The organism is Bacteroides graminisolvens (assembly GCF_963666085.1).
Classification (GTDB): Bacteria; Bacteroidota; Bacteroidia; order Bacteroidales; family Bacteroidaceae; genus Bacteroides; species Bacteroides graminisolvens.
In genome coordinates, this window is sequence record NZ_OY762556.1 from 922,857 (window position 1) to 947,941 (window position 25,085).

Here is a 25,085-nt window from a genome sequence, read left to right on the forward strand (position 1 = left end):
ATGACACCGCAGGAATTCTTTCGGAACGACCGGTTTGCTTCTGATGCCGGCATAGAGTTGATTGAAATAAAACCCGGTTACGGTAAAGCCCGACTGGAGATAGGTCCTCAACACCTCAATGCCGGTAACACAACACAAGGAGGAGCGATCTTTACGTTGGCCGACCTGGCTTTGGCTGCCGCAGCTAATTCACACGGCACATTGGCCTTATCAACTACGTCGAACATCAGCTTCTTGCGAAGTAGCGGACCGGGAGATATTCTTTATGCCGAGGCAGTAGAAAAATACATCGGACAACGAACAGCGCACTACCAAGTTGATGTAACTAATCAGAACAGTGAACTGATTGCTACATTCAACGCAAGTGTTTATCGAAAAGATATACCGTTAGGTTTTACTTTGTAACGATAGATGTAAGCGGGTACCTGTTGCCCCGCACGCTACTTAAGAAGGCTTTTGCCGAACCAAAATTGAGGTACAAATCCAAACGAACCGGGAGGTGATTTTTATCGTCTGTAATATAGAAGGTAATCACCTCCTTTTCTTTCCCTTTCTTATACTCCACCAAAGAGAAAACCAGGCAACGATAGGTTGTGTCATTCTCGGCAGTAAAGCTTTTCCTTCCTCTGAAGATGAGGGTTTGCTCCTCAACCTTACGACCGGTGGTCATGGGGAATTGAATGCGCTGCCCCACTTTATAATCAGTAGGGTCAAATGAACGTGCCTGCGCCAGAATGCTCAGCATATCATAAATGCAACGGCTGTCACTGTACTCCGAACGCTCAATCTTTCCGTCCTTCATTCGGGACTGCTTTACGTGACACAAGCCATTGCTATAAGAAAAGCGAGCCTCATCAATGGTATAACGTTTGCCTTCTTCGGCGGCCTTCTTGAAATAATAAGGTTCCAAGCGATTTCCGATGATACAAGTAACCGTATCACGCATTTTAAAGAAGAAATCAGCTTTCTTGCTTCCTATAGCCAGCAGGTTAATGCGGTAAGCCGGCTTTGCCTGATAGATGGTTTCATTGGTAGTAAGACTTGCCAATCCCGCTTTTGTCCAGATAAACTTCCAGTTGAAAAACAAATCGTACATCACGTGTTCGCCCGACTTAAAAGCATCGTTCTTAGCCTCGCACTGTGCACTTGCCGGCATGGCAAACAAGCTCAATGTTATAACGAGCAGCAACAATTTGCAACTAGTAACTACGCCTCGACGAGCTATTCTGCTTATTGGCAGCATTGTTCTTTTTCTTTTTGTCTTCATCCGGTTTTTGTTTTTTAAGTTCATCTAGTTTTTGTTTATCAAGGGGTTTAGATAGCACATTCCAGTCTTGCTCCAACTCCCAAAGAGCTTTTAACTCAACCAGTTGGGGGTAATAATAAACCATTTCGGGCTGAAGCTTCTTTTCATAGTTGCCCGTATCCCATTTATAATTACCATTCGTATCTTCAATAAGTCGTGCGGTATATTTACCGGGGTTCAGGTAATAGAAATCGGCCTGCCCATTGAGCACCGGTAGCTTTCTGACCACCTTATCCTGCCCATCGAGCAACTCAACGAAAGCAGCAGTTTGAATACCGGACACATTGAAATAAATGGCTCCGTATTCCTCCAACGAACGAACCTTGAAGTTCTGCTTTATTTTATTGGAATGCAATCCGTATAAACCGACAAAAGCCATTGAATCAACCTCCAGTTCATATTCCGTTCCGGGTTCCCAATTACTGAATAAATTATAGCGACGCAGTTCAACAGAATCGGGCGCAAAGGCAAAAGGCGCCTCTTTCCAAAGAGAATCGACCTTCTGTTTCAGGTGAATGGCACCGCCTATGTAATGATCCAAAGGTTCATCAAACACAAAACTGATACTATCATATACATTCATTGAGGCCGGAATGGTGGGAGTAACAGCAATAAAGCGTGTTGGCTCCGGTTCATTCTCCTTCCCTTTTTTCTTTTTCTTCTCGGGTTGGCGATCTTCGGGTCCTCCCTTCGCCTTTTTAACGATCAGATTCAACGTATCGGTACGGGGAACCAGCTGATTAAGCGTATCGGTATACAAATAGCTGAGACTCATGCTTAGCGTATCTTTTTTATAGATCAGCGAGTCTTTTACCCAATAATGTATGGTGTCATTCTTATGATTCTTTTCAATAAGGAACGCATCTTTCTCGTCAAAGTTAAGTCCCTTCAAAATCGGTAACGTATCGGCTTTAGCAACAAAATACAAAGAAAACTTACGATCCAGCGTACGCTCGCTCTTAGCCAGGTACTGCGAGAAGAGTTCTTCTTTGAAAGTACGCAATATCAGGTTATCGGGCAGATAGTGGGTGTATTTACGTGGCACGATGGTGTCAATGGTCAGTGAATCTTTCCAGGTAGTATCGTTGCGAAGGCGTTCCTCAAAACCGGGAATCACTAACGAGTCATTGAAAGCAAGTACTTCACTTTTCTGAGAATAGATAAAATTCTGATCGGCATCCTGCAAAGCGTAAATGCGATATTTGCCGGGCGCTATACCCCGAATGGAGAAATGCCCGCGACTGTCTGTCCGTGCTACCCTGTCGAACGGTTGCTTCACAAACGCCGAGTCTTGTAAATTAGCGTGCAAGCCTACCAATATGCCTTTAACCGGTTCCAGGTTCGATGCGTCGAGTACGGTACCCGAAACAACCATGCTGTCAATAGCGCTACCTGTCGAGAAGGTAAAAGCAAAATTACCTAGCGGATTACCTTCGTTGTTATCAACAATGGCATCGGAGAAGTCAATGGTATAAGTGGTATTGGCTTTGAGGGAGTCGAGCAGATTTATAGAGACCTTCTTCCCTGTCGTTTTAATTTCAGGCTGCTGCACCTGAGGAGGCGAAACAACGACTTTTTCGTTAGCCTTTTCGAGCTTGACGAATTCATCGAATTCAATTAGTATTTTTGTTCTTTTATTGTTTAAGGCACCCGCCTGAGGGGTACTCCCTATTACTTTGGGAGGCGTTTCATCAATAGGTCCTCCTTCGGGACGGCCCACGTTGGCACAAGAGTAAAAAACTCCTACCATGGCGGTAGCAGCCAATGCATACCGGGCAAAACGCTTCGTGTTATGATACTTTCCGTTTAACATGCTGCAAAAATAAGGGTTCTGCCTGAATTAGCACTATCTTTTACACATATTTATAAAAAATAAGAGTGCAGGAAAGCAATCGCCTGCACTCTGTTGTTTACGGATGTACCTCTTCAAATGCCTTGTTTTCTTCCTGAACCTGCGAAATAGTTTCTTTCAGGTCGGCAATGGGAAGGTCAAAACTATACCACGCTGTATAGCAATCTGTTACATACCAGTTACCGTCAATCAATTCAAAGACAACACGAAGGTCAACTTCCGATTCCTCATAACCGGCCTCGAACTCTTTGTGAGTAGGCTCGTTCACCACAAACCGCGACACATAAACTCCGCCTTCATCTTGAACGATGCGTTCTTCCTTCAGCGTTTCTTCATCGAGCAACGGCCATTTCTCTTTGGTGAAAGGAAATGTTTTTTCACTGTTTCCATCATCAGACATGAGCGTAATGGGAGTTTTCAACGGAAACTTAACGCGAGTGTACTGAAAAGCGGCACTCGAAGTAAATTTAGTCAGAAACGCCTCAAAGCTGTCGTCTTTTTGTGTAGTACCGGGAGTCACATCTTTCCCCGATGAATCTTTCGCCGATGTGTTACCACAAGAGATAAAACACACGCTAGCCAGCATAGTTACCATCAATAAACAGAGCGCAAATCTTTTTGCATTCATAGCCATAAAACATTAAATTGTTGAAGCTCAAAATTCAGCAGGCAAATATAGTACAAGTTCGGAAAATAGAATCAAAAGTGCAGACTTATTTATGCTTGAGGTACTCATAACCAAAACGACAACGAAGACAATCCTTTTTATCACAATATTCTTTCTGCAACTGTAGTATGGCTTGTGAGTCGGATGCCGATTCCACTTCAATGCCTGCCGCCTGCCACAAACGGATCACGTAGTTATTCTCTGCCTTCAATAACTCCAGATAGTTGCCTGCCCTTTGGCACAATTTGTCATCGCCCTTATGTAATCCGTAAGCATACAAGAACGGAACCACTGTATTAATGAGAATAAGGCTAAGCGAGTCCTCGCTAAGGTTCTTCTGCCTGCGAAGCGACGATTTACTAAAAATGAAATGTGTATCCCAATAAGCTGATGTTCGTGTTAAAAGCAATTTCTTTACTTGTTCCATAGAAGCAGCTTCCACGACCTTGGAAAGGAGTCCGTTGGCAGAGTGATAAAGATAGGCTAGTTGGGCAATCCTGACATGCGGAAAGTTACCGGGTCGTAACCGAAGAAAACGCCACAAAGAGGCATCCATCTCATTCAGACTGAATTTGTGTTTCAAATAAGAATATTCTCTCTGCAAAGACAAGTAATACTCATCTCCTTCTTCCTCAGTCAAAAGTCCAGCTTGTCCAAAGAAGATAGCCTCAACCTGAAATAAGTTATCGCGATGCTTATCCACCGCCCTGAAAGAAACCAGATTAGCCCAAGTTTCAAAAGCATCCCCATTCAGCCCGAACCCATAATTACGGGCCAGCGTCATAAAGAAAGTATCCTCCCAATGCTGATTGGTGCGTTGAAGGCGTTGCCTGATCAGGGCAGTTTTCTGCTCAAACCGTTCCGACTGAAGTGCCGACATCCACGAATGCACAGCCAGTTTAGGTAAACCAGACAAGATAGAGTAACAATAAGGTCTCACCTCAGAACGGTGCAATTGCTCGTAATTAGCCTGAATATGGTCGGGGCAAACCAGTTGCAGCTGCGGTATGCATTCACCCGTGGAACGATGCACTTCACAATCGGCATGGGTAATAATGTGCATAATAACAGAATCGTATGTCTTATCGTGATTATGCCCGTGACGCATCCAGTCCGACGAAGACTGGTGCACTTCCACATTGCCTACCCAAAGTGTTCCGTCAATTTTAAGTTTCGCATTGAAAAAGTCGGGTCCCGAATTACTGTTTTGTAAACCGGTATCAATCACCTCGACCGGTAGTCCTGTCGTAGTTCTTAACTCTTTTAAAGGGAAAATTTTGTGTTTCCATAGGTAATGCAGTAGTTGTTCCATTGTTAACAAGGCGTTAATATGCGGCAAAAGTAATAACTTACCATCAAAATAATTATCTTTGCGTCAATTATTTCTACAAAACATATAGAACAATGAAGATTGCATTGATTGGTTATGGAAAAATGGGCAAAGAGATAGAAAGAATTGCCTTAAACCGCGGACACGAAATAGTGTGTATTATAGATCTCAACAATCAGCAGGACTTTGAATCGGAGGCTTTCCGCTCTGCCGATGTTGCGATTGAGTTTACCAACCCCATGGTGGCTTATTCTAATTACATGAAAGCATTTGCTGCAGGTGTGAAAGTGGTTTCGGGAAGTACCGGCTGGATGGATGAGCACGGAGAAGAGATCAAGCAACTTTGCAGCACAGGAGGAAAAACATTATTTTGGGCATCTAACTTCAGCCTGGGTGTTGTGATCTTCTCGGCAGTTAATAAGCACCTCGCCAAAATCATGAATCAATTCCCCGCGTATGACGTAACCATGAGCGAAACGCATCACATTCATAAGCTAGATGCTCCGAGTGGCACAGCCATTACCTTGGCTGAGGGCGTGCTTGAAAACCTGGATCGTAAAAGTCACTGGGTAAAAGAAGATGCACAACAAGCCGATGAGCTGCCTATCCATTCAATCAGAGAAGGTGAGGTATTCGGTATACATACCATTCGATACGATTCGGAGGCCGACAGTATCAGCATTACGCATGACGCTAAAAACCGTAAAGGTTTTGCATTGGGAGCCGTACTTGCCGCTGAGTATACAGCGGGCAAACAAGGCTATCTGGGCATGTCCGATCTATTTTCCTTTCTTAACGAATAAAAAAACTAAAAGCAATTCACCATGGATAAACGTACACCCCGTCAATGGCTAAAGTGCTGCATAGCAATTGTACTTTACCTTCTGTTTCTTATTTGGGTTAAAAGCTGGTGGGGACTTCTTTTCGTTCCTTTCATCTTTGACATATACATTACCAAAAAGATTCCCTGGACATTCTGGCGGAATTCTAAGAATGAAATGGTACGCAGCATCATGAGCTGGGTAGATGCCATCGTTTTCGCTTTAGTAGCCGTTTACTTTGTGAATAATTACGTGTTTCAGAATTACCAAATTCCGTCATCTTCTCTGGAGAAGTCATTGTTAGTAGGCGATTTTCTGTATGTAAGCAAAGTCAGCTACGGACCACGGGTACCCAATACGCCCCTATCCATGCCTTTGGCTCAGCATACGTTGCCCGTATTGAATTGCAAATCGTACATTGAATGGCCTCAATGGTCATATAAAAGGGTGAAAGGTTTAGGCAAAGTGAAACACAATGATATTGTGGTATTTAACTTTCCTGCCGGAGATACGGTTGCACTGAACTACCAGCAAACTGATTTCTACACGCTGGCTTATCAGGAAGGCAAGAGCATGTACCCGGCCAATGTAAACATGGACAGTATCTCTTTCAAAGAGCAATCCATGATTTATGATCTGTATTATGCTGCCGGACGTAAAATGATACTCTCCAATCCGGCCAAGTACGGTGAGGTTGTGATCCGACCGGTAGACCGCCGAGAGAATTACGTAAAACGTTGCCTCGGCTTACCGGGTGATACACTGAAGATAGTGAACGGTCAGGTTTACATCAACAACAAGATATCTCCCGATCCCGAAGGTGTGCAGTTTAACTACTTTGTGCAAACCACAGGCTCTTACATATCCGATGATATGTTGCGCGAGATGGGTATCAGCAAAGACGATCAGGTTATGTTCAACATTGATCAGGCTTCTGAGCCCGCACTAGTTGCTATGGGACTGGACGGCAGAACTGCCGAAGGACGCCTTTGTCCGGTTTATCATTTCCCGCTAACCAAACAAATGTTCAACACATTTGCGGCTAACAAGAAGCTGATTCATAAAATAATCATGGAATCAGAGGATTATGCCGGACAGCTGTACCCATTGAACATGAACACCAAGTGGAACAGAAACAATTACGGACCGATATGGATACCGGCAAAAGGAACAAGCATTACACTGACCGAAAAGAATCTGCCTATTTACGAACGATGCATTGTAGCGTATGAAGGCAACAAGCTGGAGAAGAAAGCAGACGGACTTTACATCAATGGAGTTAAAACCAACCGGTATACCTTTAAAATGGATTACTACTGGATGATGGGCGACAATCGTCATAATTCGGCCGACTCACGCTATTGGGGTTTTGTTCCCGAAGATCATGTGGTTGGTAAGCCCATTGTAGTATGGCTTTCATTAGATAAGGACCGTGGATGGTTCGATGGAAAGATACGATGGAACAGAATATTTAAGTGGGTTCATTAACAGCAAGATGAAACTAAAGGGAGGAAAGTGGATACTAGCATTTGCGGGAGCAATAATCGCCGTATTGTTGTTCCGGACCTTTGTGTTCGGTTCCTTCCTTATTCCCTCTTCGGGCATGGAGAACGCCCTCTATCAAGGAGATCATATTCTTGTTAATAAGTGGAGTTACGGATTGCGTATGCCATTCATGCAATGGTTTTCTTATCACCGCATACTTGAGAAGCCTATTGCTGTAGGCGACTTTGTAGTATTCAACAATCCGGCTCAACCCCAAGAAAAAGTATGGAGTAACAGAAAGGTTTTCATCAATCGCTGTGTCGGAATACCGGGCGATACCCTCTTACTTGATTCCTTCTTTCACCCTATCAGGACAAGTCAGGGAGTCATACCCGATGAGAAGTTGCTATATGCTTATCCGCCCGAAAAAGAAAATTCGATGGATTCGTTGATTTCGGTCTTATCAATTGCCCCCAGCAAGTTATTGGGGCAAAGCAAGAAGATGCACGTCAGAAGCTTCAGCCGATACGAATACTATCTTTTGGGGCAAGCCATCAGCGGAACCAACTGGGTACGTCCGCTGGCAAGTAATGAAGACAGTCATCAACTAACCTACCGGCTACCCATACCCCGAAAAGGGTCTGTTATTAAAGTTACCCGATGGAATGCCGTATTATTGCGTAACACACTGGTTCTGCATGAAGGCAAACAAGTGGATATAAAAGGAGACACCCTTTACATTAACGGCAAACCCACACAGCATTGCTACTTCACAAAAGATTATTATTGGATGGCAAGCAATAACTCCATCAACCTGGAAGATTCACGTATGTTTGGTTTTGTACCGAAAGATCACGTTATTGGAAAGGCATCGTTCATCTGGTTTTCCAAAGAAAAGGGAAAAGGCTTATTCAAAGGATACCGGTGGAATCGTATTTTTTCGGCAGTGAGGTAATCGTAAAACAAGCATCATGAAAACAATATATCTTAGTTCAGCCTATTTGGCACCTGTAGAATATTACAGCAAACTGAAAGCGTACGATAAGATCTACATAGAGCAGCACGATCATTACGTCAAACAAACCTATAGGAACCGGTGCAATATTGCAGGTCCCGAAGGGGTATTATCTTTGTCGGTGCCTATCATAAGACCCGACACGCCCAAGTGTGCCATGAAAGACATCCGCATATCCGATCACGGCAACTGGCGGCATTTGCATTGGAATGCCATAGAATCGGCCTATAACAACACCCCTTTCTTTGAATACTATAAAGATGATTTGCGCCCGTTTTACGAGAACAAATATACTTTTTTAGCCGATTTCAACGAAGAATTACGCTGTAAGATCTGTGAGCTAATGGATATCAGTCCTGTAGTAGAGCACACCGCTTCTTACCATACCGACTTTCTACCGGATGAGGCCGACTACAGAGAAGTGGTTCATCCGAAGAAAGATTATACGGAAGTTGACAAGGACTTCCTTCCCAAACCTTACTATCAGGTATTTGAAAGCAGGCACGGTTTTTTGCCTAACCTGAGCGTTATCGACTTATTATTTAATATGGGACCGGAGAGTGTTTTGGTTCTGTAATCTATAAATGAATTAAAAATCAATTAACTATATTATCAAATCATGGCAAATTTATTTAGTGTAAAAGACAGAGTTGTAGTGATTACCGGAGGAACCGGAGTTCTGGGAAAAGCTATAGCCAACCATTTAGCCGAAGAAGGGGCTAAAGTAGTTATTTTAGGACGCAAAGCCGAAGTAGGCAACCAAATTGTAAACGAGATTAAAGCCCAAGGTGGTGAAGCCATGTTTCTAGTAACCGATGTATTGAATCGTGAAGTCTTGGAACAAAATCTCGCCGATATTTTAAAAGCGTACGGACGGGTAGATGCACTTCTTAATGCAGCCGGTGGCAACATTGCCGGAGCAGTTATTGCACCCGATGCCACATTCTTTGATCTTAAAATAGATGAATTCCAGAAAGTGGTTGATCTCAACCTCACTGGAACTGTGCTTCCAACACAAGTATTCCTCAAACCCATGGTTGAGCAAAAAGCCGGATGCATCGTTAACTTTGCTTCCATGGCCTCATTCCGCCCTATCACTCGTGTTGCAGGATACGCAGCTGCCAAAGCAGGCATCTCAAACTTTACGCAATTTATGGCAACTGAGATTGCAGTGAAATTCGGCGAAGGAATACGTGTAAACGCTATTGCTCCGGGCTTCTTCCTGACCGAACAAAACAGAAACCTGCTGACTAACCCCGATGGTAGCTATACTGCCCGCGGAGAAGCGGTAATTCGTCAAACTCCTTACGGCCGCATGGGACGTGCGGAAGAATTGTGCGGAACCATACAATACCTCATCAGCGATGCATCGAACTTCGTAACAGGAACAGTAGCCGTTGTTGACGGAGGATTCAATGCTTTTGCTATGTAAATTCAATAACAAGGAAAGAAATGGAAAACAAAAAACAATTATACCTGAGCGAACAAACATGGCGCTGGTACGGTCCGAATGACCCCGTTAGCCTGTGGGACATTAAGCAAGCCGGTGCAACGGGAATTGTTACGGCCTTGCATCACATTCGCAACGGTGAAGTGTGGACAGTAGAGGAAATTACCAAACGAAAGGAACTCATTGAATCGGTAGGTTTGGTGTGGTCTGTTGTTGAAAGCGTTCCCGTGCACGAGCACATAAAAACTCAAACAGGTAATTTTAAGACCTATATAGAGAATTACAAGGAAAGCATACGCAATCTCGGTAAGTGCGGCATCAACATTGTAACGTACAACTTCATGCCTGTACTCGACTGGACACGTACAGACTTAGCCTACGAATTACCCGACGGCTCGCGTGCACTTCGTTTTGAACGGGATGCATTCGTGGCTTTTGATCTTTTCCTGCTGAAGCGTCCCGGTGCAGAAGCCGACTACAGCGATGCCGAAAAGGCTAAAGCCAAAGCTCGTTTGGAACAAATGACGGAGGATGACAAACAACTGCTCATCCGAAACATGATCGCAGGTTTACCCGGTTCAGAAGAAAGCTTCACGCTGGAACAGTTTCAGCAAGAGCTCGACAGATACAAAGACATTGACGCAACGCAACTGCGGTCCAATCTCATTCATTTCTTAAAAGAGGTAGCTCCTGTAGCCGACGAAGCCGGAGTTAAGCTGGTTATTCACCCCGACGATCCTCCTTGTTCAATACTTGGATTACCCCGTATCATGAGTTCGGCAAATGATTTTCAGGCGTTGATTGATGCAGTACCCAATGCATCCAACGGACTATGCCTTTGCACAGGTTCTTTAGGAGTAAGCAGCAGCAATGACTTGGAAGGCATGATGAAGACTTTCGGAGACCGGATTAACTTCGTGCATTTCCGCAGTACACAACGCGATGAAGAAGGAAACTTCTTCGAAGCCAACCACCTGGAAGGTGATGTTGACATGTACCATGTCATGAAAGCATTCCTGGAGCTTCAGCAGCGCAGACAAGTATCCATCCCCATGCGTCCGGATCACGGGCACCAAATGGTTGATGATTTAAAGAAGAAAACCAATCCGGGTTATTCTTGTATCGGAAGACTCAGAGGACTTGCTGAACTCAGAGGTTTAGAAATGGGTATTGCCAAATCGACTTTACTATAATCGGTAGAGAACGAGTAACAGCGTAGTATAAAAAAGAACTTGCCATCTTCCGTAATGGATGTGACAAGTTCTTTTTTGTTTTATATCGTTTTTCCAAGCGTAAGCATCCAATGTCCTACATCACGCCATTCATCAAACTTACGTCCGACTTCCTTCATGGTGGAAACCTGAACAAACCCAAATTTCTCGTGCAAACGTACACTACCGTCATTGGGGATACAGATTCCTGCTATCAATACATGCGTTTGTTCAAGATCAATCTGCTGTAACATGTGCTCATAAAGTAGGGACCCTAACCCTTTTCCCACATACTCTTTATCCAAATACACCGTTACCTCTTTGGTTGACGAATACGCACATCTGTTTTTCCATTTATGAACATAATAGTAGCCCACCACTCTACCCTCAACTTCAAGCACGAAGTACGGTAAATTTTCATTTTGCACCTCAAGGACACGTTGCCCCATTTCTGCTTCCGACACCGGATTCGTTTCGAACGTTACAGCCGTATGCACTACATAATGATTATAAATACGACATAAAGCACTCGCATCATCCGGGTTCGCTTTCCTTATTACCATAATGACAACCTAATTTAATGAACAACATAAAGATTGTCACAAAGATAAGGGATTTAAGATCATAAAGAAACAAATAAGCTTTATAATGTCAGAGACAATCTGCCAAATACATAACGACCGTTGAAACCAAACTGCTGGCCGGTACGGGAATAGATAAAATACCCGGCTCCCACATTACTTCCTTTGTTTTTATCAGGATACACATCAAACAGATTATTAGCACCGACAGTCACCCTTAAGCTCTTTGTAAAAGCATAGCTAGTACTTAAATCGGTAATAATCTTAGGATCGTACGTTTGATAATCGGCAACCGTATTGGTGGCAGCTTCGACCTCACCAAAATACACATTTCTCAAGAACACATTCCAGCGGCCCAGGTTATAGTTCAATGAAAGATTGGCTTTGATCCGAGGCGTAACAGACTCAATATACACCCTGCTGGCATGATCCAGATAAATAGATTCTTTGCCAGCCAGCAAATCAGAAGTGTGTGCATCACCTATAATGGCTGTTTTAACGTACGAACCCGATAAATCAGAACGGAGTGTACCGCCGAATAAGGAAGTCTGATGCGAAAGCACTACATCTACCCCCTTAGTCTCCGTATCAATGGCATTGGCAAAGAAACGAGCCGTTGAAGCTCCCGCCTGATCCAGCAAGTTATAAATTTCGCGATCCTGATCCGTAGCATCGGCAGCATTGCTTCCTTTAAACTGACCTGTGTAAATAACACGATTATCAATCTTAATATAATAACCATCAACGGTCAGCTTAAATGCTCCCAAACTACCGGTAAAACCCAAACTGTAGTTCTGCGAAGTTTCTTCTTTCAATTCAGGAATTCCCAACAACTTAGCCACACGACTGTCGTTGCGGAAAGTACCCGATTGTATGATCTCTCCGTCAGTAAACACACTCGAAGTGGCACTAAAATAACGCTGGTGAAGAGAAGGCGCACGGAATCCGGTACTCGCAGCACCGCGCAGAGCCCAGTTATCATTTAACTTATAGCGCAAAGAAGTTTTCCAGTTGAGGGTTGAACCAAAATCAGAGTAATTTTCAAACCGAAGCGCACCGGTAAGCAACCATGAATCAGAAAAGTTCAGCTCAGCATCCGTATAAACCGCCACCGATGAACGTGTAGCATTAACAGCATTCTCCGGTCGGAAACCGGGAAAAGCCTGTGCCCCACCGGCGTATGCCTTTCCGTTAGCAGCAAATAAAGTAGAAACATTTCCGTTTACGTCGGGCAAGAGTATATCATCACCATTAGCATCCTCTCCAATCACCAGCGCCCTTCCATAATCACGATACGAATCCTCTGTACCGGCTACAATCTGATACTTCTCGTAACGATGTTCGGCACCAAAAGCTAAGTTAATGCCACTCCACACATCAAAAACTCTGTTGACATCAAAATTGGTTGTATTCTGGAGGAAACTATATCCGCCAGCCTCAAAAGACGTTGGAGAAGCCGCAAGCAGCGAAGCATTCAGCGAGTTTGTTGTCTTGAAATCAATGGCATTCTGTCCGAGCGTATTAGAGAAATCAATATTCCACTTGCCTCGTTTTCCACGAATACCGGCCGACAACGAGCGATCCGAATTATCCGTATTGATCAAAGGCAAAAAGCCATCGGGATAGATGCTTGCAATGTTTTGCGTAAGCTGAGCCGGCTGACGACGGAATGCCGCAGACTCACCGTTCCGGAAATTAAGTCCCCCAAAGAAATAGACCTCCGCATTTTCGGCTACAGGCAAAACACTATTCACAAACAAGGCACCTCCCCTGTTCTTCGATTGCCCAACGCGAGATACATAATCGGCACGCGTTTTACCCTGTCTGACCAGTTCCTCTTCGGTAATATCAACTCCCGTAGGATTGGGATACAAATCGGGGCGGTTGTAATCGAGGAATATAGATCCGGTAAACTCCTTCTGTCGGTTTGTGGGATTACGGAAATCATACGAACCCGCCAGATTGATAAAGCCCCCCTTCTTTCCAACGGGCAATCCGAAGTTCACATTAGCCTGTACAGACTCCCCGTCGACCGTGTTCTCAGAGTTCTTTGATAGATACCCGCCCGTAGTAAGATTGGAACGGAGCTGTTCCGTATTATCTTCCAATATAATATTAATGACACCCGCTATAGCATCAGAACCATATTGTGCCGCCGCCCCATCGCGCAGAATTTCGATACGCTTGATGGCAGAAGTCGGTATGGCATTCAAATCGGTTCCAACAGAACCCTTACCAGCCGTTCCGTTTATATTAATCAGTGACGTGGTATGCCTTCTTTTCCCATTGATAAGAACCAACACCTGATCGGGTCCTAGTCCCCTTAACGAAGCCGGATCAATGTGGTCTGTTCCGTCACTTATAGTCTGTGTACTTGAATTAAAAGAAGGCGCCAGGTAATGCAAGATCTGGTTTAAATTCACTTGCGGTATATCCTTCAGCAATTTCGTATCGATTACATCAACAGCTACAGCCGTCTCCAGTCTGGACCGCGGCGCCGCGCGTGAACCCAGCACAACCACTTCATCCAGTTCCAGTAACTCATTGAGAACAAAGTCTACCTTCAAAGGCTTTCCTGCCAGTACCTGAATGGTTTTCTTTTGTGTTGAATAACCTACAAAACTTGCTCTTAATGTATATTTACCCGGGTTCAGGGAGAGTTGAAATTCACCGTCGGCATTTGTTATTCCACCGGTCGCCGTTCCCTCAACCAACACAGAGCCACCTACTAAGGAGCCATTGGCATCAGATACCTTCCCTTGCACCTTTACTTGCTGCGCTTTTGCAGTGCCGATGCCTATCCCCAGAAAAAACAGAGCTGCTAATAGAAGCACTCTTCCCAATCTTACATTCCTTTTTTTCATAATCCTTTTACCTTTACTGAATATCATTAATTACTTATCAACTTTCCATGTTGCAAAAGTAAAAGGTATAGCATAAAGCATCTATAACATGTTTATGGTAATTTTATAACATGTTAATAGTATTTAATAGGGAAAAAGGAGCAATCCCAACGCCGATCCGCTAATAACCAGCCATGCACTATTCACTTTTTTAAAGAAGAAAACAACCAGAAGTCCTAGCAAAAAGATAAGAGTAGTTCGCCAGTCGGTAACCGCCTCAAAGCCCATTTGCAAGCAAACCGCCAGAATAACAGCCACGGAACCCACGTTGACTCCATCGAGAAAGGCCGATACCGGTTTCCATTTCCTCATTCGGGGAATCAAAGGATTGAGCAAAGCAACCAACAAGAAAGAAGGGAGGAAAATACCGATTGTAGCTAATAAGGCCCCCTCAGGCCCTTGAAGAATCCAACCCACAAAAGTAGCGGTCGACAAGACCGGCCCGGGGGTAAATTGCCCTACGGCTACCGCATCCATCAACTCAGTTCGGCTCATCAAACCGGTAGCCACCAATTCCGCATCAAGAAAGGCAAACAACACATAGCCACTGCCATACAACAAAGCACCCACTTTCAGAAAGATCAGAAACACACGCAAGCTGTCGGCAGTAACTCCCCCGGTAGTCAACGGCATCAGTAAAACAGGAAAAACGCCGCTGCTTCGTTGCTTGAAAAAATAAAGCAATAAAGCCAGAACACCAGTTAAGAACAAAGCCAAGATTTCATTGACACCCACTAATGATAACACCACACACAAAGCCCCCAGTACATACAATTCTTTAGCCTTTAAAGCCTTTTTGCCTAAAGTGATAACTGCCGAAGCTATAATTGCCACAACCGCCGGTTTAATGCCATAGATAAACGGTTCCGCCTCAGGAAGCTGTCCATAAGTAACATACAGCCAGGCAAATAGAGAAGTGATTAAAACTGCCGGAAAAATAAACGCCACTCCCGCCACAACAAGCCCCCTCAAGCCGGCACGTTCGTGTCCGCAATGCATGGCCATCTCTGTGGAGTTAGGACCCGGAATCAAATTGGTAGCACCAATCAGATCAAGAAAATGATCAGCATCCATCCACTTACGCTTCTTCACAACTTCCGCTTCCATCATTGCGATGTGAGCAGCAGGTCCGCCAAATGAAAGGAACCCCAGTTTAAGAAACAAACCGGCTATCTCTCTTAGTCGTCCTTTATCAGATACCTTATCCATAGATTGCAAAACACAGCGTTATGACTATAACAACATGTGATAACGATTGATTGTTTGAATCACTCCGCCTCATAAAATGCATGAAAAAAAGTATCACCAAGTATCACCAACCTTGCAGAAACCTGATTATCAGCTTTTTATGTGTGATACTTTACTAAAAAAAAGCCTCACCAAGTATCACCAAGTGTCACCAACTTTTTTGGTAGTGATTCCTTACGATCATATCTCTATTTAGCTCCTATATATAAGCTTTATAATCAGCATGCTTCTGCGATTTATTTTGCTGGTGAGCAATTTTCGTCTCCACCCGGATGTACACAGTTTGTACACCCCCATGTACATGGTCTGTAGTTCCGGGTGTACAAATGCCCTACACCCGGGTCTACAAAAAGTTTTGCAACCAGCAAACCAAATGAATTGCACTGTATGCAATAAAAAGACTATATTTGTGCATCTACTATCTAAAACAAAACTATTATGTCAGCATTCAAGGCATTTACACTGTTTATCACTTGTGGTATTATGTTTCTGTTTTCTTCCTGTTCCTCTTCATCCGGAAGAAAAATAGATAAAACGATGGACGTTGTTGAACGACTTGTTGAACAACATCCCGATAGCGCATTGAACCTGCTCGACTCATTGGTTTATCCAACCAATCTAAACAAACGTCAATATAACCGTTACATGCTCCTTGAACTACAAGCTAAAGATAAAAGTTACAAAGACATAACTTCAGATACGGCTATTTGGGGCGTCAAAAACTATTATTTGCAGAAGAAAGACTATCCTAATGCTGCCATGGCTGCCTATTATTGTGGTCGTGTAAGTACGGAACAAACTCGTTATGATCGTGCATTATACCATTATTTAGAGGCCGAAAAATATGCTTCGTCTTCTGATAATATAAATTTGAAGGGATTAATACAAAGCGGGATGGGAGAGGTTTTGATATACCGGTTCTTAAGTAAGCAAGCTTTACCTAGGTATCAAAAAGCATTAGGTTACTTTCTTCAATCCAATAATTATAAAAATGTGGCTATTACCTATCTATCCATAGGGAGTGCCTTTTATGTTGAAGAGAAGATTGATAGCTCTTTTTATTATTCATTCAAGGCACTTGATGTAGCTGATAAATGCAACGACAGGGGGCTTGTTTCTGACATAAAGCAAAGCATCAGTTTATTCTATTCTAATCTCAAAAAGTACAAACAAGCCAAAGCCTATTTATTAGAATGTTTACCAAACATTGCAGAAGAAAAGAAATCTATTATTTACGCAAAGCTAGCTAATATATTGAGCTTAGAATCAAAAGTTGATTCTGCAAAAGGGTATTTGCATGAAGCTATCAGGTCACAAAAAGATGAAAAGGATAACGCAGTATTAGCAAATATCTATGAATCTTGGTCGTTACTTGAAGAACGTAGTGGGAATTACGAAAAAGCGTTGGAGCAGAATAAGAAATATACTGATTGTGTGATAAATATAATTGGTGATAATGAAGGTGCTGCATTACTCAATATGCAGAAAAAATATCGATTTGAACAGTTGAAGAATGAAAATATCACTTTGACGTTGCAAAAACAACGGATATTGCTGTATTCATCTTTGGGGATTATTGTTCTCTTGGCCGGATTCTTGTTTTATTATCGAAAATACACGTTAAGCAAAAGACATGAATTAGAGGCAGAACAAAAAATTTATCATCTTCTTAATATGGCAAAAAGCTATAGTGAAAAAGAAATAACTTTTAGAAATGCCCTACTAGAGCAGTTTGAAATATTAAAAAAAACGGCTTCTTTGGAAAACTACATCCGGCAAGGTGATAGCAATCGAAGTAAGCTGTTGCTTCGCAAATTTAATGAGATAGTTTATGGTCAGGATACCCTTAACTGGGAGCGACTATATAGAGTGATGAATGATCTTCACAATGGCTTTTTTGATCTCTTGAGAGAAAGATTCCCTCTTTTAGAAGAAGATGAATTTCGCATTTGCTGTCTTACATATACTCAATTTTCCAGTTCAGAGATTAGCATCATAATGGGACAAAGTATCAATACGATCCAGATGAAGCGTTCTGCTATTCGGAAGAAACTTCAGATTCCTTCTAAAGGAAATATTCCTCATTTTCTAGATGAAACTATTCGCGTTTCTTATAAATAAAGCTCCAGATTAATCTTTTAAAAGCTATATCAAGCTTATATCTTATTTATCTTAATTCACTAATAATCAGAGTTTTATAAATTTTAATATAGCCCAAAAAGCTATATCACTCCTTTTGCGTATTGTTTTCTTTATAGTTTAGGTTTAGCTTTGTGGAGTGTCTAAATTATAATTCAAAATAATATGAAAAAATGGATTTTATCAACGGTAATATTCTGCTCTTTTATTACTCTTAATGTGGGCGTTATTTTTGCAGAGAATGCTGCGTGCGAGGGTGCGAAAAAAAATAGATTTATTTATTAATAATATGACTACTCTTTATCAACGATATACTATCATTGGTTTATAAAATTAATCATTAGTGTCCACTAAAAAAGTGCCATAGTTCTTTGAAACATTTGATAATTAGCTAGTTGTCGCAAGAAATTGAGTCAACGGACTTGAACTTGTACCTTTGCAGGTTAAATAGTACTGCATATGTTTCAAGACAAATATGTTTCTGCCCAGTTGACCACATTTTTGGATAGAAATCACTTTAACTACCTTGTGCGTAAATATGGTGGTGACAAGTCTGTGAAGCACTTTACTTGTTGGAATCAACTCCTAGCTTTAATGTTTGGCCAGTTGTCAAACCGAGAGAGTTTGCGCGACCTTATCGTTGCATTAGAAGCGCATCAGGGTAAAACCTATCACTTAGGTCTTGGTAAGCATATAACCAGAAGTAATTTGGCAAAGCTAACCAAAATCGTGATTACCACATTTTTGAGGCATATGCCTATTATATGGTCGAACAAGCAGGAAGCAAGCGTAAAACAGACATATTCAAACTTGGTGGAAATGTGTACGCCTTTGACTCTACAACCATTGACCTTTGTTTGAGTGTTTTCTGGTGGGCTAAGTTCCGTAAGCGTAAAGGAGGTATTAAAGTGCATACATTATATGATATAGAAACACAGATTCCGACCTTCTTTCATATAACAACAGCAGCAGTACATGACAGTAAGATTATGGATGAAATCCCTTACGAAACAGGTGCTTATTATATATTTGACAGAGGATACAACCACTTCAAAAGCCTTTTTCAGATTGAGAACATTGGCTCTTATTTTGTTGTTAGGGCAAAGTCAAACCTACAGTTTAAAGCCAAACGTTGGAAACGTCGGTTACCGGAAAATGTATTGTCTGATGCTATTGGAGAACTGACTGTATATAACAGTTCTAAAGCCTATCCGGATCTGATACGCAAAGTTTGCTACTGGGATAAAGAACAGAAACGTCGATTTACATTTCTTACTAATGCGATGGAGCTATCACCTTTGCAAGTCGCAGAATTATACAAAAAAGATGACAGGTTGAGTTATTCTTTAAATGGTTCAAACAGTATCTCAAGATTAAGAAGTTCTGGGGAGACACAGAAAATGCGGCAGAATACAGATATACTCAGCAATCATAGCCTATTGTCTTGTGGCAATTGTCCAATATGACTTAAAGCTCGACAGGTCTACATACGAAGTCCTTCAAATCCTTGGCATATCACTTACAGATAAAGCTCTTTTGTCGGATCTCTTCAACAAAGCTAATTTCAAAAATGACAAAGAACGAAGCGGTTTTAGTGAACCGAATTTATTTATTTTTTAAGTGTCCACTTTTTAGTGGACACTTATGAAAATTAATATTTAATAAATTTCGTGTTATGAGATTAATTAGTTTTTTAGTTTGTGTATTATTATGCGGTTCTTTTATCGCTTGTAGTGATGATGATAATGCCAATAATAACTTAGAATTGGATGTAGATTATCTTAATCAATCTTCCTGGAAAGGACAGTATATTATAAAAGAAAAGGACGGCAGAATAAACGAGAGATGCAATATCGGATTTTCTTTTACCTCCAGAAATAGGGGCTTATTCACGATATTCAGTAATGAGTCGGAAGAGTTCAATATAACCGAATACATGATATATTCGGTAGATAAAAAGAGTTTGATAATGACTAATGAAGCAGGTAATGCAGCAACTATATTAGGTGATGGCTGGTTAGTAACTGAGAAAGATAAAAACAATCTGGTATTAGTTAGAGACTTAGAAACAGGATTATACACAAGGTATCTATTTTTAAGAAGAACTTATTAGTATAAAATCACTATATAACCATTATGAAAAGGAAATTTAACATCACAAATTGTATCACCTGTTTTTTTATTGCAAGTTTTTCTTTTGTGTTTACCTGCTGTGATAAAGATGATTGGTCTCTGATTTATTTTAGGTGTGAGTTAAATGGAGAACAATATAAAACTCCCAATCCCACTTTTTCATTTGAAAGCAAAAACGAGCCTGTGCTGACTATCACCGCAAGCGAATCAACTACAACATATCATTTTTATACCACTATGTATCCGAAGGACAAGAGCGGTGATAAACCTGCTTATTTTTTAAGTTTTACCCTTTATCTAAAAGAGCCTTTGAAAATAGGAGAAACTTACTTCGTTTCTAAATTAGAAGAACCATATCCGGTTTGGAACATGGATACAAAACCAATATTGAAAGATTATGTATACTTATCAATTTCTGGGACAAATAATATAAGTTATGGTTCTGGAAATTTTAAGTTGGTTGAATATAATAAAGAAGAGCAGTGGTACAAAGGAACTGTTGAATTTGAGTTCGATTCTCTAGTTAAAGAAGAAGGAGGAAGTGAAAAAATTATATTAAAAGGAGAATTTTGTGCAACAGACTATTAACTACATATATTCTTGCTGTTTAAAAACACTAGATTTAACCAATAAAGCAAGGGGCTATCCAATGTTTCGGATAGCCCCTTAATCATTATCTGCATGGCAGATTACTTCAATTCAAAAGAAACGGTACTTCTTATATCAGCCGATGAAGCCCCAACAAAAGCTTCGAAAACACCCGGTTCGGCAACCCATCTATTTTGAGTATCATCGTAATAGCTAAGGTCGGTTTTATCTATTGTAAAGCTGACCATCTTCTCTTCGCCCGGGGCAAGCTTCACCTTACTAAAGCCTTTTAACTCCTTGATGGGGCGAGGTAAAGCCGATTTCTTATCACCGATATACAACTGAACGACTTCAGAACCTTCACGGCTACCAGTGTTCTTTACCGGAACAGTGAATGTAATTGTTTCATCAGCAGTAAGTGATTTTTTAGTGGCAGTAGCTTTACCGTATGCAAAGGTGGTATAACTCAATCCATGGCCAAATGCGAACAGCGGCTTGGTCTTTTTCTGCTTATCAGCCCAACGGTAGCCAACAAAAATACTTTCATTGTACTTCACGTTTATGCTGTCGCCGGGATGCTCACCCAATGCATGTGCACCATTGTCTTCCAGTCTCGCAGGGAAAGTAAAAGGTAACTTACCCGATGGATTGACATCACCAAACAGAATAGATGCCAATGCATTACCCGCTTCAGTGCCACTATACCAAGCCTCAACAATTGCAGGAACTTGTTTTACCCAAGGCATGGCAACAGCATTGCCCGATATGATAACAACTACGGTGTTAGGATTTGCTTTTGCCAACTCGGCAATCAGTTGATCTTGCTCGTAGGGTAAACTCAGCGAACTCCGGTCGTTGCCTTCGCAGTCTTGACCATCATTCTTGTTTAAACCACCCACAAAAAAGACTACATCTGCATCTTTGGCCCATTTCACCGCATCATTTCGTAATGCATCGGCGTCAATTTCCATTTTATCAGGCTCTTCTGCTCCTAACACATCTTGTTCTTTCACTGCCGGAGACACATATCCCGGCGAATAAATAACTTCCGCTCCATCTCCCAAACGAGCCTTGATGCCTTCGAGCGGAGAAACCTCGTATTTTGCCTTGAGCGAAGAGGAGCCACCGCCCACAGTCATCCGTTTCACTGCATTCTCGCCCACAACCAGCACTCGCTTCACTTTCGACGCATCAACAGGCAGCACATTTTTCTTGTTTTGCAAGAGTACAATACCTTGTTGAGCAATGGTACGTCCGGCTAAGGCATGTTCTTCGGTACCGAAAGAACCAAAATGACGTTCCTTAGCCATATTGGTTCTGAATACCAACCTAAGAATGCGGCGGACCTTATCATTCAGTTCTTTTTCGGTGACTTCGCCCTTTTTAATCAAATTCAAATAAGGATGGGCCAGGTAATAATTATCGTAGGCATTGCTTTGCCCCCAGTTCAAACCATTGGTCCAACTTCCAAATTCCATATCGAGCCCATTAAAAATAGCTTCTTTGGTATCATGCACACCGCCCCAATCGGACACCACTACCCCGTCAAAACCCCAGTCGCGCTTCAACAAATCATTGAGCAGGTACTGATTGTGGCAGCAGTGTTCGCCTTTGTATTTATTGTACGACCCCATGATAGCCCACGCTTGTCCTTCATGCACAGCTGCTTTAAATGCAGGCAAATAAATTTCGTGAAGAGCGCGGTCGTCAACCTGCACATTGATATGTCCTCTGTATATCTCTTGATTATTGAGCGCAAAGTGTTTCACACAAGCGGCAACACCGTTTTTCTGAACTTCACGGATATAGGGAACCACCATCTTTGAAGCAAGATAAGGATCTTCTCCCATGTATTCAAAATTACGACCGTTAAGTGGTGTACGGTATATGTTTACACCCGGTCCCAACAGCACGTTCTTATTGCGATATCGGGCCTCTTCACCGATACTTTTCCCATAAAGAGCCGACATCTCGGTATCCCATGTAGCCGCCAAACAAGTCAAGGCCGGAAAGGCGATGCAAGAATCATTTGTCCAGTTGGCACCATACCATTCATCCCAAAGTACTTCGGCTCGGATACCATGCGGCCCGTCGGTCATCCAATTCTCGGGAATTCCCAAGCGGGGAACTCCCGGCGAACTGAACTTAGACTGTGCATGTGTCATGGCCACTTTTTCTTCCAGTGTCATCCGCCTCAACGCATCTTCCACTCTTACTTCAATAGGCTTGTCAACATCCAGATACGCTGGCCTCTGCTGTGCAAAAACAGGCAGCGCGAAGAGTGAAACACCCCAAAAAAAACTTTTTATCTTTTTCATAAACTAATACGTTAATAGTTCTATTATTACACAGTTCTTTCTATTTGCTATCCTCCCAGTTGTCCGTTCGGAAAGGGGCTGCAGGCAATCCGTCTTTATTATATAAGTTCACATCCGGATTATTAGACCATGCATAGCGTACTGCTATGGGATGAGTAATATGAGTGGAAGAAACTACCACTTTGTCGCCATCTAAATAAGCCTGTGCCCATTCAAACTGCTGATTGGCACCAGCAATAGAAAACCCTTCTATATAGCCATACTTATTCTTCACACACAAGCCCTTCCCTATTTGATCATATTCAATATAAACCTTATTACCTATAACGTTCATTGACTTGAAAACAGGGCCGGAACATGTCATCTCTTTCATTCCGTATGTCTTATTCAAAGCAATTAGTGCCAGACGAAATCCTACGTCCTGCTTGTTTCGAGGGTGAAGATCATCACCATCTCCAATATCCGTAATGACAGCTTGTCCTGTTTGCGGCAGTAGCAATGTCATTGTCTGGGCTTCACGTAGTTCGGCCCATTCACTTCTTCGCGGTTTCACATCTTTAGCCATATAATTGGCTAGTTGCACCCAATAAAAAGGCAACTCACGGCCCCACTTGGAACGCCAGGAATTAATCATGGCAGGAAATAGAGTGCGATAGTCATAAGCATATCCCACATTGCTTTCTCCTTGATACCAAATAACCCCCTGAATAGGGAATGATATGAATGGATGAATCATGGCATTGTAAAGCAGTCCGTAAAGCATGTTGGGTGAAACCGTCACATAGTTGAATGCTTTGTTAGTAACAGAGGATTTATACAACCATTCTCCTGCTAATGAATAGCGTCCTTTGGCGGTTTTTATATACATGTCATCGGCATTGCCATACATGCCACCACCTCCTGAATAATCGGATACCTTCACTACGATTGTATTTTCTCCTTCTTTAAGAAGTTCAGACGGGACTTCATAAATCCTATTTATTGCATAGCCTTTGCTTTCTCCTATCTTAACCCCATTCAGCCAAGTTTCATCATCATCATCAATAGGGCCTAGTTGTATCACCGTGTCTTTGCCCGAATCCTCTTTAGGCAAAGTAAATGTTCGCCTGAACCACACAATACCGTCTACATTACCCAATACATTTTCCCAAACTTGAGGAAGCAGCATCTTTTCCCACAATGAAACATCCGTTGAAGGATTGTACCACTGTTCCTTTACGCCAGGATCACGATCCATCGCTTTCTGATATAAACTCTTATTGATTTCGTTTTCTTTCAAAAAAGAATCAAAGTCGGCCATATCAACAGCTTCGTATTTATCATTGAACCTTGCGGGCAGAGCCTTGTAAGCATCGGGGGTAATCCATGATTCTATTTCGGTTCCTCCCCATGATGAGTTAATAATGCCGATGGGAATATTCAACTCCAGATTGAGTTTCCTGGCAAAGAAATAAGCAACTGCCGAAAAATCCGCCACCTGATCAGGAGAACAGACCATCCACATTCCTTCGCAATCATTGCGGGGCTGTGCGTCCATTCCTTTTGTCACATTGAACGTTCTGATGAGAGGATAGTCCGCATTCTTAATTTCTTCCTGATAATTATCAACGGAACTCCAACCATGAACAGGCATCTCCATATTCGACTGTCCCGAACAAAGCCACACATCTCCTACATAAATATCCTTCAATGTAATATGATTACTTCGGCCTTTTATCTGCATGCTATATGGACCGCCAAAAGCCATCTTATCAAGAGATAATGCCCAATTTCCGTTTTTATCTGCTTTGACTCTCTTGCTCTGGCTGCCAAAAACAACTTCTATAGTTTCGTTCTTATCCGCCCATCCCCATATTTTGACCGGCTGATCTCGCTGCATAACCATGTGATCCGAAAACAAGTGGGGAAGTCTCACAGTAGCACTCACATTTGTTAAGAACAAACTGAAACAGCACAAGAGAGTTAATTTAATCTTTTTCATTCTTAGTCTATACAAGCATTCATTGTACCTTAAAAAAACTAATACCTATTCCTAACG

General features: G+C 42.2%; 19 protein-coding genes and 1 pseudogene. 11 read left to right on the forward strand and 9 right to left on the reverse strand.

Annotated features, from left to right (window positions below):
• A complete protein-coding gene (locus ACKPCE_RS03750; RefSeq protein ID WP_319504239.1) occupies positions 1-405 on the forward strand; it encodes a PaaI family thioesterase in 405 nt (134 codons plus the stop codon).
• On the opposite strand, the gene ACKPCE_RS03755 is transcribed toward ACKPCE_RS03750, so the two are convergent.
• The 4 genes from ACKPCE_RS03755 to ACKPCE_RS03770 form a co-directional block, all read right to left on the reverse strand.
• Positions 395-1,156: a DUF3108 domain-containing protein gene (locus ACKPCE_RS03755; RefSeq protein WP_407655025.1), complete on the reverse strand. Its 762-nt coding sequence runs from the start codon at positions 1,154-1,156 to the stop codon at positions 395-397. The genes ACKPCE_RS03750 and ACKPCE_RS03755 overlap by 11 nt on opposite strands.
• A 43-nt stretch (positions 1,157-1,199) precedes the next feature.
• Entirely contained in the window at positions 1,200-3,119 is a 1,920-nt protein-coding gene (locus ACKPCE_RS03760) for an Ig-like domain-containing protein (protein ID WP_407654948.1), read from the reverse strand.
• 97 nt (positions 3,120-3,216) lie between these two features.
• The gene (locus ACKPCE_RS03765) at positions 3,217-3,786 is read right to left on the reverse strand and encodes a DUF4348 domain-containing protein (protein WP_277638578.1); all 570 of its coding nucleotides are present in this window, start codon (positions 3,784-3,786) and stop codon (positions 3,217-3,219) included.
• An 85-nt stretch (positions 3,787-3,871) separates the two neighbouring features.
• Positions 3,872-5,137 (reverse strand): DUF2851 family protein, encoded by a 1,266-nt coding sequence (locus ACKPCE_RS03770; protein ID WP_319504241.1) that lies wholly within the window; start codon positions 5,135-5,137, stop codon positions 3,872-3,874.
• 92 nt (positions 5,138-5,229) lie between these two features.
• On the opposite strand from ACKPCE_RS03770, the gene dapB reads away from it, so the two are divergent.
• From dapB to uxuA, 6 genes are read left to right on the forward strand one after another with little or no spacing between them, the layout of a single operon-like run.
• Positions 5,230-5,958, forward strand: a complete 729-nt coding sequence (dapB, locus tag ACKPCE_RS03775; RefSeq protein ID WP_319504242.1) for a 4-hydroxy-tetrahydrodipicolinate reductase — start codon at positions 5,230-5,232, stop codon at positions 5,956-5,958.
• A 21-nt stretch (positions 5,959-5,979) separates the two neighbouring features.
• On the forward strand, positions 5,980-7,464 hold the full coding sequence (locus tag ACKPCE_RS03780) for a S26 family signal peptidase (RefSeq protein WP_319504243.1): 1,485 nt from the start codon (positions 5,980-5,982) through the stop codon (positions 7,462-7,464).
• A 7-nt stretch (positions 7,465-7,471) separates the two neighbouring features.
• Entirely contained in the window at positions 7,472-8,416 is a 945-nt protein-coding gene (gene lepB / locus ACKPCE_RS03785; protein WP_319505917.1) for a signal peptidase I, read from the forward strand.
• Between the two features lie 16 nt (positions 8,417-8,432).
• On the forward strand, positions 8,433-9,053 hold the full coding sequence (locus tag ACKPCE_RS03790) for a WbqC family protein (protein WP_319504244.1): 621 nt from the start codon (positions 8,433-8,435) through the stop codon (positions 9,051-9,053).
• Between the two features lie 42 nt (positions 9,054-9,095).
• Positions 9,096-9,908: an SDR family oxidoreductase gene (locus ACKPCE_RS03795; RefSeq protein ID WP_319504245.1), complete on the forward strand. Its 813-nt coding sequence runs from the start codon at positions 9,096-9,098 to the stop codon at positions 9,906-9,908.
• Positions 9,909-9,928: 20 nt separating this feature from the next.
• Complete coding sequence (gene uxuA / locus ACKPCE_RS03800) at positions 9,929-11,119, forward strand: mannonate dehydratase (protein ID WP_319504246.1); 1,191 nt, start codon at positions 9,929-9,931, stop codon at positions 11,117-11,119.
• Between the two features lie 80 nt (positions 11,120-11,199).
• Here uxuA and ACKPCE_RS03805 read toward each other — a convergent pair whose 3' ends face one another.
• The 3 genes from ACKPCE_RS03805 to chrA all read right to left on the reverse strand — a co-directional run bounded on the left by ACKPCE_RS03805 (position 11,200) and on the right by chrA (position 15,830).
• The gene (locus ACKPCE_RS03805) at positions 11,200-11,700 is read right to left on the reverse strand and encodes a GNAT family N-acetyltransferase (RefSeq protein ID WP_319504247.1); all 501 of its coding nucleotides are present in this window, start codon (positions 11,698-11,700) and stop codon (positions 11,200-11,202) included.
• An 80-nt stretch (positions 11,701-11,780) separates the two neighbouring features.
• Positions 11,781-14,582: a TonB-dependent receptor gene (locus ACKPCE_RS03810; protein WP_319504248.1), complete on the reverse strand. Its 2,802-nt coding sequence runs from the start codon at positions 14,580-14,582 to the stop codon at positions 11,781-11,783.
• Positions 14,583-14,705: 123 nt separating this feature from the next.
• Positions 14,706-15,830 carry a chromate efflux transporter gene (chrA, locus tag ACKPCE_RS03815; RefSeq protein ID WP_319504249.1) on the reverse strand — a complete coding sequence of 375 codons (1,125 nt, stop codon included), beginning with the start codon at positions 15,828-15,830 and terminating at the stop codon, positions 14,706-14,708.
• A gap of 576 nt (positions 15,831-16,406) precedes the next feature.
• Between chrA and ACKPCE_RS03820 the strand changes: the two genes are divergently transcribed.
• The 4 genes and pseudogenes from ACKPCE_RS03820 (at position 16,407) to ACKPCE_RS03835 (ending at position 20,729) form a co-directional block, all read left to right on the forward strand.
• Positions 16,407-17,990: a hypothetical protein gene (locus tag ACKPCE_RS03820; RefSeq protein ID WP_319504250.1), complete on the forward strand. Its 1,584-nt coding sequence runs from the start codon at positions 16,407-16,409 to the stop codon at positions 17,988-17,990.
• 477 nt (positions 17,991-18,467) lie between these two features.
• Positions 18,468-19,628, forward strand: a pseudogene (locus tag ACKPCE_RS03825) (IS4 family transposase).
• A 55-nt stretch (positions 19,629-19,683) separates the two neighbouring features.
• Complete coding sequence (locus tag ACKPCE_RS03830) at positions 19,684-20,121, forward strand: hypothetical protein (RefSeq protein WP_319504251.1); 438 nt, start codon at positions 19,684-19,686, stop codon at positions 20,119-20,121.
• 23 nt (positions 20,122-20,144) lie between these two features.
• Positions 20,145-20,729, forward strand: coding sequence for a hypothetical protein (locus ACKPCE_RS03835; RefSeq protein WP_319504252.1), 585 nt, complete (start codon positions 20,145-20,147; stop codon positions 20,727-20,729).
• 101 nt (positions 20,730-20,830) lie between these two features.
• On the opposite strand, the gene ACKPCE_RS03840 is transcribed toward ACKPCE_RS03835, so the two are convergent.
• Both ACKPCE_RS03840 and ACKPCE_RS03845 read right to left on the reverse strand, forming a co-directional pair.
• Positions 20,831-23,047, reverse strand: a complete 2,217-nt coding sequence (locus ACKPCE_RS03840) for a glycoside hydrolase family 3 C-terminal domain-containing protein (RefSeq protein WP_319504253.1) — start codon at positions 23,045-23,047, stop codon at positions 20,831-20,833.
• Positions 23,048-23,087: 40 nt separating this feature from the next.
• Positions 23,088-25,028: a sialate O-acetylesterase gene (locus ACKPCE_RS03845; protein WP_319504254.1), complete on the reverse strand. Its 1,941-nt coding sequence runs from the start codon at positions 25,026-25,028 to the stop codon at positions 23,088-23,090.
• Positions 25,029-25,085 lie beyond the last annotated feature (57 nt).

Coding starts and splice junctions, on each gene's coding strand:
- chrA (WP_319504249.1), bottom strand. CDS start 15,830: ATGGATAAGGTATCTGATAAAGGACGACTAAGAGAGATAGCCGGTTTG.
- ACKPCE_RS03845 (WP_319504254.1), bottom strand. CDS start 25,028: ATGAAAAAGATTAAATTAACTCTCTTGTGCTGTTTCAGTTTGTTCTTA.
- ACKPCE_RS03810 (WP_319504248.1), bottom strand. CDS start 14,582: ATGAAAAAAAGGAATGTAAGATTGGGAAGAGTGCTTCTATTAGCAGCT.
- ACKPCE_RS03755 (WP_407655025.1), bottom strand. CDS start 1,156: ATGCCGGCAAGTGCACAGTGCGAGGCTAAGAACGATGCTTTTAAGTCG.
- ACKPCE_RS03760 (WP_407654948.1), bottom strand. CDS start 3,119: ATGTTAAACGGAAAGTATCATAACACGAAGCGTTTTGCCCGGTATGCA.
- uxuA (WP_319504246.1), top strand. CDS start 9,929: ATGGAAAACAAAAAACAATTATACCTGAGCGAACAAACATGGCGCTGG.
- ACKPCE_RS03830 (WP_319504251.1), top strand. CDS start 19,684: ATGAGATTAATTAGTTTTTTAGTTTGTGTATTATTATGCGGTTCTTTT.
- ACKPCE_RS03770 (WP_319504241.1), bottom strand. CDS start 5,137: ATGGAACAACTACTGCATTACCTATGGAAACACAAAATTTTCCCTTTA.
- ACKPCE_RS03765 (WP_277638578.1), bottom strand. CDS start 3,786: ATGAATGCAAAAAGATTTGCGCTCTGTTTATTGATGGTAACTATGCTG.
- ACKPCE_RS03780 (WP_319504243.1), top strand. CDS start 5,980: ATGGATAAACGTACACCCCGTCAATGGCTAAAGTGCTGCATAGCAATT.
- ACKPCE_RS03795 (WP_319504245.1), top strand. CDS start 9,096: ATGGCAAATTTATTTAGTGTAAAAGACAGAGTTGTAGTGATTACCGGA.
- lepB (WP_319505917.1), top strand. CDS start 7,472: ATGAAACTAAAGGGAGGAAAGTGGATACTAGCATTTGCGGGAGCAATA.
- ACKPCE_RS03805 (WP_319504247.1), bottom strand. CDS start 11,700: ATGGTAATAAGGAAAGCGAACCCGGATGATGCGAGTGCTTTATGTCGT.
- ACKPCE_RS03840 (WP_319504253.1), bottom strand. CDS start 23,047: ATGAAAAAGATAAAAAGTTTTTTTTGGGGTGTTTCACTCTTCGCGCTG.
- ACKPCE_RS03835 (WP_319504252.1), top strand. CDS start 20,145: ATGAAAAGGAAATTTAACATCACAAATTGTATCACCTGTTTTTTTATT.
- dapB (WP_319504242.1), top strand. CDS start 5,230: ATGAAGATTGCATTGATTGGTTATGGAAAAATGGGCAAAGAGATAGAA.
- ACKPCE_RS03820 (WP_319504250.1), top strand. CDS start 16,407: ATGGACGTTGTTGAACGACTTGTTGAACAACATCCCGATAGCGCATTG.
- ACKPCE_RS03790 (WP_319504244.1), top strand. CDS start 8,433: ATGAAAACAATATATCTTAGTTCAGCCTATTTGGCACCTGTAGAATAT.
- ACKPCE_RS03750 (WP_319504239.1), top strand. CDS start 1: ATGACACCGCAGGAATTCTTTCGGAACGACCGGTTTGCTTCTGATGCC.